The organism is Mitsuaria sp. TWR114 (assembly GCF_007997345.1).
The window spans coordinates 1-9,036 of sequence record NZ_VOSR01000163.1 but is presented as its reverse complement, the minus strand read 5'-3'; the positions used below and the strand labels follow the sequence as shown (position 1 = coordinate 9,036).

8 protein-coding genes and 1 pseudogene are annotated in these 9,036 nt (G+C 69.3%); 4 read left to right on the top strand and 5 right to left on the bottom strand.

The window, feature by feature from the left end:
• Window positions 1–119: 119 nt before the first annotated feature.
• Complete coding sequence (locus tag FUT87_RS07810) at window positions 120–839, bottom strand: PEP-CTERM sorting domain-containing protein (protein ID WP_147240662.1); 720 nt, start codon at window positions 837–839, stop codon at window positions 120–122.
• Between the two features lie 360 nt (window positions 840–1,199).
• Here FUT87_RS07810 and FUT87_RS07805 point away from each other — a divergent pair.
• Both FUT87_RS07805 and FUT87_RS07800 read left to right on the top strand, forming a co-directional pair.
• Window positions 1,200–2,263: pseudogene (locus tag FUT87_RS07805) on the top strand (flavodoxin family protein).
• Between the two features lie 63 nt (window positions 2,264–2,326).
• The gene (locus tag FUT87_RS07800; protein ID WP_091726258.1) at window positions 2,327–2,581 is read left to right on the top strand and encodes a hypothetical protein; all 255 of its coding nucleotides are present in this window, start codon (window positions 2,327–2,329) and stop codon (window positions 2,579–2,581) included.
• Window positions 2,582–2,697: 116 nt separating this feature from the next.
• Here the strand turns inward: FUT87_RS07800 and ubiE are convergent, their stop codons facing one another.
• The 4 genes from ubiE to FUT87_RS07785 all read right to left on the bottom strand — a co-directional run bounded on the left by ubiE (window position 2,698) and on the right by FUT87_RS07785 (window position 5,954).
• On the bottom strand, window positions 2,698–3,429 hold the full coding sequence (gene ubiE, locus FUT87_RS07795; protein WP_147240661.1) for a bifunctional demethylmenaquinone methyltransferase/2-methoxy-6-polyprenyl-1,4-benzoquinol methylase UbiE: 732 nt from the start codon (window positions 3,427–3,429) through the stop codon (window positions 2,698–2,700).
• 70 nt (window positions 3,430–3,499) lie between these two features.
• Window positions 3,500–3,934, bottom strand: a complete 435-nt coding sequence (locus FUT87_RS07790) for a gamma-butyrobetaine hydroxylase-like domain-containing protein (RefSeq protein ID WP_091726263.1) — start codon at window positions 3,932–3,934, stop codon at window positions 3,500–3,502.
• Window positions 3,935–4,146: 212 nt separating this feature from the next.
• A complete protein-coding gene (locus FUT87_RS30450) occupies window positions 4,147–4,653 on the bottom strand; it encodes a pre-peptidase C-terminal domain-containing protein (RefSeq protein WP_255511721.1) in 507 nt (168 codons plus the stop codon).
• Entirely contained in the window at window positions 4,653–5,954 is a 1,302-nt protein-coding gene (locus FUT87_RS07785) for a S8 family peptidase (RefSeq protein WP_255511720.1), read from the bottom strand. Before FUT87_RS07785 ends, FUT87_RS30450 begins: the two co-directional genes overlap by 1 nt.
• Before the next feature lie 412 nt (window positions 5,955–6,366).
• On the opposite strand from FUT87_RS07785, the gene FUT87_RS07780 reads away from it, so the two are divergent.
• Both FUT87_RS07780 and FUT87_RS07775 read left to right on the top strand, forming a co-directional pair.
• The gene (locus FUT87_RS07780; RefSeq protein ID WP_147240660.1) at window positions 6,367–8,403 is read left to right on the top strand and encodes a M13 family metallopeptidase; all 2,037 of its coding nucleotides are present in this window, start codon (window positions 6,367–6,369) and stop codon (window positions 8,401–8,403) included.
• Between the two features lie 431 nt (window positions 8,404–8,834).
• Window positions 8,835–9,036, top strand: a 202-nt coding sequence (locus FUT87_RS07775) for a hypothetical protein (RefSeq protein ID WP_147240659.1), incomplete at its 3' end; no start/stop codon positions are given.

Below are 9,036 nucleotides of genomic sequence, written 5' to 3'. Positions count from 1 at the left end.
CGCCGCCGCAGGCGGTCAGCACGACGGCCATCGCGCTCAGCGTGGTGACGCGCAGCGCGGCGCGACCGGTCAGGGCAATCAGGGCACGGACTCTCATGGGGAAGGCTCCTTGGTCTTGATCAGGCTTGCTTGCGGCGGCGGACCACGGCGCCCATCGCGCCCAGGGCGGCCAGGGTCAGCGCGATCGAGGCGGGCTCCGGAACTTCCGGCACGACTTCGGGGATCAGCGAGCCGGCGAACTGGACCATGTCGTAGCGGATGGTCCCGGCGGTGCCGTAGTTGTTGCTGGTCCCGGCATACGCCTGCGTGTTGGGCGCGAACATGCTGACCAGCTGCACCGCGAAGTTGGCGTTGTCGTCGACGCCGGCGATGTCGGAGAAGTCGAAACCCAGGCCCTTCACGAAGACGCTGTCGCGCACCATGCGGAAGGTGGTCGCCTCGACCCAGTTCTCGCCGTCGATGGTGTAGCGCAGCGCGGTCCACGCCGACGCGGTGCCGCTGTTGCGCTGGTCGAAGGTCAGGACGATGTCCTGGAATCCGGAGGTGTCGACCGAGAACTGCACGCCGGTCGTCCGGTCGCCGGTGCCCTGCGCCGCATAGCCCGAGCTGTTCAGCGCGGAGCTGCCCGCGGTGGTGTCGGACGAGCCCGACTGGCTGGCGAAGGTGGTGGTGACGTTGCCCACCGTGCTGAAGAACGCGCCGCCATGGTCGGTGTAGGTCGGCTTGGTGGTCGGCGTGCCGGTGCGGTCGGGATTGAAGCCCCACAGCGCGACGGTGTCGGCCTGGGCCACCCCGGCGAGCAGCAGCCCGGCGGCGAGCAGGATGGATTTCAGATGCATGGCGACCCTCGACGTCAATAGTTAAAACAAATGTTTGCGCAAACGTTTACGGCAAAACTTTGTCAGCAAATGTGAGCTTGTGCGCTTGACTTGGCGCAGCAATGGAACGGGCGGAGCGTAGGGTCGCTTGGTGACAAGCAGGTTGCGGGGAAGCCCGGAGGAGGGAATGCCGCACCCCGCATTCGAGGGGGGTGCCCGCACGGTCGCGGTGCGGGTCACGCGGCCTTGTCCGGGGCCGGTGCAGCTCGCCCCAAGGTGGGCACCGCGTAGGACGAGGCCCGCCTGACAACCCGCGCTCGTCCGACGACCGGTCGGCGCAGGGCCTCGAATACTGGGCGCATCGTCACTCCAGGACCGTCGATGACCGAGATCCGCAAAGGCCAGCAGCCGGCGGAATTGACCCGCGAGCAATTCCACGAGCGCTTCATGCGGCGGTTCATGGATCCGGCCTACCGCGTCGAGCATGAGGCCATCGCGCGACTGGAGACCATCGCCTGGCAGGCGATGAAGGATGGCCGCAAGGCGCCGATCACCCGGCGCGCCGGCAACGGTTTCCAGGATCCTGACTACGAGGCCTCGGTCGAGTGGCTCGACACCCACCAACGGCTGAAGCAGGCCCAGCAGCGCTGGGCGACCCCGCCACCCGCTCGCGGGTGCTGCTGGTCTGCGGCAGCGACCGCAACGACGGCTCCTGCCCCGGCGAGATGTCCAAGACCTGGCGCCTGACGCAGCTCGCGAAGGAACAGCTCGGCCGCCGCGACCTCATCGTCGACGTGCTGGACCTCAGCCTGATGACGTCGGAATACGGGCGCGAGATCCATCCCTGCAAGGGCTGCGTCTCCACCGCGATGCCGCTGTGCCACTGGCCCTGCAGCTGTTATCCGAACCATGCGCTGGGCCAGTCCAACGACTGGATGAACGAGATCTATGAGCGCTGGGTCTCCGCCCATGGGGTGATCCTCTTCACCCCCACCTATTGGTATCAGTCACCCAGCGCGCTGAAGCTGATGATCGACCGCCTGGTCTGCGCCGATGGCGGCAACCCGGACCCGACCTCCACCCACGGCAAGCGGGTCGAGGAGGCCAAGGCGATCGAGGCCCGCGGCTGGCATTACCCGAAGCACCTCGAGGGGCGGGTCTACGGCCTGGTCGTCCATGGCGACGTGGCCGGCGTCGAGGCGCAGCGCCGCAACCTGGGCGACTGGCTCGACTGGATGGGCCTGGTGGACGCCGGCGACCTGTCCCGGCTGGACCGCTACCTCGGCTACTACGCCCCCTACTACGACAGCCACGAGGCGCTGGACCGCGACGAGGCCCTGCAGCGCGAGGTCCGGCTGGTGGCCGACCTCGTCGGCGACGCGGTCAAGCAGTTGCGGGAGGGAAAGCTGCCCCGTTCCAATCGCAAGGCCGTCCGCCCGAAATGACGGCGGCTTGCCATTCCGCACGACCTCCCCTTCCACGACCTCTTGGACTCAAGGAGCACTCCGATGGCCGCTTCCCACTCGCCCTCCCGATCGACGCAGCAACTCCGGCCCGAACTGCCGGCCGACGTGCCACCCTTTCCCACCACCGATGCCGAAATCGATGCCGACGACCTCGACAGCGTCTACGGCCAGCTCGTGAAGGGCGTCGGTCATGAATACGTCAACGACCGCAACGTCGACGAGCTCGCCCGCCGCGCGGAGGAGGACGGACATCCCATCCTCGCCACCGAATTGAGGGAGTGGAAGTCGCCCTGCTGACGCCCGCGCTGCTCGGCGCCCTCCGGGGCGGCAGCCCAAAAGCAAAGGGCCCCTATTGGGGCCCTCTTCATGGCGATGGCGATGGCGATGGCGCCGCAGCGCCGGGCCAGGCCAGGTCAGCACTTGATGCCGGCATGCAGGGCCACGACGCCCCCGCTCAGGTTGTGCACGTCGACATGGCCGAAACCGACGCTCTTCATCAGCGCCTTGAGCTCGGCCTGCGGCGGGTGCATGCGGATGGACTCGGCGAGGTAGCGGTAGCTGTCCGCATCGCCGGCGATCAGCGACCCGATGCGCGGCAGCACCTTGAAGGAGTACCAGTCGTAAGGCTTGCGCAGCGGCTCAGCCACCTGCGAGAACTCCAGCACCAGCAGCCGGCCGCCGGGACGCAGCACGCGGTTCATCTCGGCCAGCGCTTTGTCCTTGTGGGTCATGTTGCGCAGGCCGAAGGCCACGCAGACCAGGTCGAAGGAGCCGTCCTTGTAGGGCAGCGCCTCGGCGTCGCAAAGGTTGGTGGGCAGCACCAGGCCCTCGTCGATCAGACGCTCGCGGCCGGTGCGCAGCATCGCCTCGTTGATGTCGGTGTGCACGACCATGCCGCGCTCGCCGACCTTCTTCGCGAACAGCCGCGCCATGTCGCCGGTGCCGCCGGCGATGTCCAGCACGCGGTCGCCCGGCTTGAGGTTGGCCACGGCCAGCGTGTAGCGCTTCCAGGCGCGGTGCAGGCCCATCGACATCAGGTCGTTCATGACGTCGTAGCGCGAAGCGACCGAGTCGAACACGCCGCGCACGCGCCGGGCCTTGGCGGTCTCGTCGACGGTCTCGAAGCCGAAATGGGTGGAGCTCATGGGGATGTCCTGCTGAATGGGGGGCGTCGGGGCGATGGCGACAAGGCGGTCGGCCGGTCGTCGACGCCGGTCAATGGCTGGCGCAAGCGCCGCCGCCATGCGAATGGCCACCGGCCGCCTTCGCCGGCATCGGCGCGTCGCGGTCCAGGCCCGCGGCGGCCAGCTTGTCTTCGTACTCGCGCATCAGGCGGTCCTGGTCGCGACCCAGCTCATAGAGATAGGCCCAGGTGAACAGGCCGCTCTCATGGCCGTCGGAGAACAGCGGCTGCAGCGCGTAATGGCCCACCTGCTGCACCGCGACGATGGACACCTCGCGCTTGCCGGTCTGCAGCGTCTCCTGGCCGGGGCCGTGGCCCTGGACCTCCGCCGACGGGCTGTACACCCGCATCAGCTCGAACGGGATGCGGAAGCGCGCGCCGTCGCTGAAAGCGAGTTCCAGCACCTTGGACTGCTGGTGCACGACGATGTCGGTGGGGAGCGGGGTGGTGGAGTCGAGGCCGGCCATGGGGAAAGCGCGGTGCGGCGCGGCGAGCGCGCGGGAGGTCAAGCCCCGCAGTGTAGCGGCCCCTTCCGGGGGAGCGGCCGCCCCTCCTCCCCGCCGGGGGAATGAAAAAAATCCCGCCGGCTTGCACCGGCGGGATTCAACGGGAGCCCCGTTCGGGCCCGAGGCACCCGGCTTACCAAACGAGGAGAGTGGCAAACCTGGTTGGCGGCTCCTTACCAGCTCAGGCCCAGCGAGTAGGTCCCGCTGGTGCCCGAGTAGTAGAGGACCCGCACGTACACGGTGATCGAGGTCGATCCGCTGTTCGTGTAGGTGAAGCTGTCGACCGCGCCGGCGGCGTTCTCGCTGGCACGGAGCTGCGTGCCGGTGCTGCTTTGCAGGTACAGGTCGAAGTCCTTGCCGCTGGCCGGCGTCAAGGTCGCGCTCAGGGTCTTGCCGGCCGGGAGCGTGATCTTGAAGTAGTCATTGGTGTCGGAGGTCGACAGGCTGCCGGTCACCGTGGCCGGCGCGCTGATCGTCTGCGGCGCGGTGCGGCTGTCGTTGGGCTCGACCTCGGCGACCGTGCCGCCGCCACCACCGCCGCCCTTGATCGCGGTGACCGCCGCGTTGGCGTCCAGCAGGCCGCTGCCGCACTGGCTGCAGGTGCCCGGGAAGGCGCGGGCGCTGCTCTTGAGCGCGGCCGTGATCTCGTCCGGCGTGGCCGTGGGCTTGGCGCTGTACATCAGCGCCGCGACGCCGCCACGTGCGGCGTGGCCATCGAGGTGCCCTGGTAGTACGCGTAGCTGTCCGCGCCCGGCGTGCTGGTGCCGGCGTTCAGCGTTGACAGGATGCCGTTGCTGGCGCTGGAGCGCACGTCGCCGCCGGGGGCCGCCAGCGCCACGATCGAGCCGTAGTTCGAGTAGTACGCGCGGGCGCCGTAGCGGTCGGTGGCCGCCACCGCCACCACGCCGGAGCAGTTCGCCGGGTTGGAATTGGAGGCGTTCTGGTTCTCGTTGCCCGCCGCGACGATCACGCTGGCGCCGCGCGAACGGGCGCCGTTGATGGCCGTCTGGGTCGTGGTGCCGCAAGCGCCGCCGCCGCCCAGCGACAGGTTCAGCACCTTGGCCGGCGTCGCGTTGGCCGGCAGGCCGGACACGCTGCCGCCCGAGGCCCAGGTGATGCCGTCGGCGATGTCGGAGGTGTAGCCGCCGCACTTGCCCAGCACACGGACCGGCTGGACCTTGGCGTTGAAGGCGATGCCCGCCACGCCCAGCGCGTTGTTGGTCTTGGCCGCGATCGTGCCGGCCACGTGGGTGCCGTGCCAGCTCGAGGTCGAGGCCGGATCGCCGGCCTGGCACTCGTTGGCGGCGCTGTAGTCGCCGGGGTCGCTGGGGTCGTTGTCGCGGCCGTTGCCGTCCACCGAGACGGCGGTGTCCGAGATCATGTCGTAGCCCGCGACGATCTGGCCGGACAGGTCCGCATGCGGCCGGTAGCCGGTGTCGATGACCGCCACCACGACGCCGGTGCCGGTGGCCTGGTCCCAGGCGGCCGGGGCGCGGATGCCGCCGACGCTGTCGAACAGGTCCCACTGCGAGTTGTAGCTCGTGTCGTTGGGCGTGAACATCGCGTACATCTTGCGGTCGGGCTCGACGTACTCGACGTTGGCGTCCTGCGCCTTGATGCGCTCGCCGAGTTCACGCAGCTGCTCGATGCTCATCCGGCGGTCCAGCCGGAACACGTGGGCGCCGGTGCCCATCTGACGCACCAGCGACAGCCGGGTGCCCAGCGGCGCGGCCAGCTGCTGCAGGCGCTCGGTGCGGGCGCCGATGGCGTCGCTGGCCAGCGGCTGCGCCTGGACGGCGGCGCCCAGGCGCCCTTGCACGACGGTGCTGCCGTCCTTGTATTTCACGATCAGCCGGTCGGTCTGGCTGCTCAGTTCCCGCGGGGCCTTGTCCACATCCACCGACGACACGCCCGCCTGGGCCGCGCCCATCGTGACGAGACCCAGAGCCAGCGCGCAGCTGAGCTTGTTCAATCGCAACATGCTTGTCATCTCCAGAGTTTTCCAACGACGCCAGGTTCCCCGACGTCCGCCAAGCCCGACGCCCTGGCGCGTTGGCACCTCTGGCGGGGCACGCCGATCGGCCCAATCCGAGCGGTGTGCGGCGCAGTGTAGGAAGCTGATCGGGCGACAACCGCCCCCCCTGCAACAGTTAACAGGAAGGAATACCCCTATAACCGTTTTGTGTCGAAATGCTCACTTTGATCCGCCAATCGCCCCTTTCTTACGGCTAAAGCCCTGATTCGTAAGGTTTGCGCGCAGTTTGCGAGGCTGCGCGAACGGCGTGCCCGGGGTGTCGGAAGCCATCCACGGGACGGCGCCGATGGCGGGGCAAAAGGGGCTCGTTTAGCCTGTGCGGCTTGTCGTTTTCGCCACACATTGGTGACAAATAACCATGTTCCCTCTACGCCTGATCGCCGTCGCGGCCGGCGCCGCCCTCGCCTTGAGCGCCCTGCCGGCCCGCGCGCTGGATGTCGCAAGCTTCTCCACCGAGGTCTCGCCCTGCGCCGATTTCTATGACTACGTGAACGGCCCCTGGGTCGACCGCACCGAGCTGCCGGCCAACCGCACCCGCATCGGCAGCTTCGACGCGCTGCGCGTGGCCAACGACCGCCTGCTGAGCCAGGCGCTCGCGGAACTGGTCGCCCAGCCGGCGCTGCAGAAGACGCCGGGCCTGAAGCAGGTCGCCGCCTATTACGCCAGCGGCATGGACCTGGCCGCGATCGAGGCCCAGGGCCTGAAACCGGTGAAGCCGCTGCTGGACCGCATCGCGTCGATGAAGTCGGCGCAGGACCTGCCCTACCTGCTGGCGCAGCTGGGCCGCGTCGGCATCGCCGCGCCGGTGGGCAGCTTCGTCCGGGCGGACGTCAAGAACACCCGGGTCAACGTGCTGACGCTGAGCCAGGCGGGCCTGGGCCTGCCCGACCGCGACGACTACTTCAAGGACACCGACATCGCCAAGAAGCTGCGCGCCGCCTACCGGCTGTATGCGCAGCGGCTGCTGGCCTCGGCCGGCTTCGAGGCCACGCCGGCGGTGCTGGACGCGCTGATGGGCTTCGAGTCCCAACTGGCCGAGGCCACGGTGCCGCGCGCGCAGCTGCGCGATCCGCTCAAGGTCTACAACCCGATGACGACGCCCGAGCTGGCCGAGAAGGCGCCGGGCCTGGCCTGGGAGGCCTACCTGAAGGCGCTGACCCGCAGCGACACCCGCGCCGGCGGCGTGGAGCGCCTGATCGTGGCGCAGCCGACCTTCATGACCCGCGTCGCGCTGATGGCCGAGCACATCCCGCTGGCGACCTGGCAGACCTACCTGCGGGTGCGGGTGCTCGAGAACAGCGCCGCGCGCCTGCCCCAGGCCTTCGCGGACGCCGATTTCGACTACCGCGGCGTCGCCATCAACGGGCTCGAGCAGCACGCGCCGCGCGACGAGGAGGTCATCCTGATGATCGGCGGCCGCACCGGCGGCAGCCCGCTCGGGCTGGCGCTGGGCGAGCTGTTCGTGTCCAAGGCCTTCTCGCCCGAGGCGCAGCGCCGCGCGACGCTGCTGATCGGCGACGTGAAGGCGGCGATGAAGACGCGGATCCAGAACCTGAGCTGGATGAGCCCGGAGACCAAGCTCAAGGCGCTGGAGAAACTCGAGGCGATGCAGCCCAAGATCGGCGCGCCGCCGACCTGGCCCCGGTTCGAGGGCCTGGCGCTGGACCCGAAGGACTTCGCCGGCAACCAGCTGCGCGCGGCGGCCTGGTTCCACGGCGAGCAGATCAAGGACCTGGACCGCCCGAGCGACCGCACCCGCTGGACGATGTCGCCCCACATCGTCAACGCGCAGGCGGGCGGCCTCAACGAGATCACCTTCCCGGCCGGCATCCTGCAGCCGCCCTTCTTCGACGCCAAGGCCGACGACGCGGTGAACTACGGCGGCATCGGCATGGTGATCGGCCACGAGATCGTCCACCACTTCGACGATCGCGGCCGCCAGTTCGACAGCATCGGCAGCCTGCGGGACTGGTGGACCGCCTCGGACGCGGAGCACTACCAGGCGCTCGCGGACCGGGTGGTGGCGCTCTACGGTCGCTACGAGCCGGTGAAGGGCACGCCGATCAACGGGCGGCTGACGCTGGGCGAGAACATCTCCGACATGGCCGGCATGCCGATCGCCTTCGACGCGCTGCAGAACGCGCTGCGTCGCAGCGGCAAGACCGACAAGATCGACGGCTTCACGCCCGAGCAGCGCTTCTTCCTGTCCAACGCGCTGGTGTGGCGCAACAAGTCGCGCGAAGCCGCGCTGCTGAACCAGCTGCGCACCGATCCGCATTCGCCGGGCAAGTACCGCGTGCTCGCGCCGATGTCCAACATGCCGGAGTTCGCCAAGGCCTTCGACTGCAAGCCGGGCGATGCGATGGTCGCCGCGGATCCGATCAAGGTCTGGTGACCGGCAGGTCCGCCGCGGCCCGCCGGGTCGTGGTCGCGGGGCCCGCGCGCCGTGAGGCGTGGCGGGCCCCGTGCCATTCGGGACCCCTGTCTTCCGGGACGGGTCGGCGGAAGTCATGGATCGCCGGGGCCGGGGCGTGGGGACAGGTCTTGCCACGCGCGTGTCACATCGATCGATATGCCGATCAATATGCCGATCGATGACCGAGGCCGGCATGACTTTTGACCGATGGATACGGGGGAAAGTCGATTCGCGGCTCATCGCGCCGGCCTGCGTTTCGTCGCGGCAAAGCGGCGCTCCAGCCCTCGCCTTCAACGCTTGGTCGCCCGCCGCTTGGTGGCGCTGCCCGCGCTGCCTACGCTGAAAAAAGACCGATCGCATGGACGCCAGGAAGCGCGCCACGACGGTCCCCCCGTCTTCAGGAGCACGACATGCAAGCGACCACCCGCCCCTCCCACACGACCCTCGCCCGCGCCGCGTTCGCCGCGCTCCTCGCCGTGCTGGCCACCGGCGCCGCGCAGGCCGCGCCCGACGACCTGCAGCGCGTGGAGATCTCCGGCCGGCGCCCCGGCGAGATCCCGCGCACCGACGTGCGCGCCACCTGCCCCGGCGTCGACCAGGCGCTGTTCGACC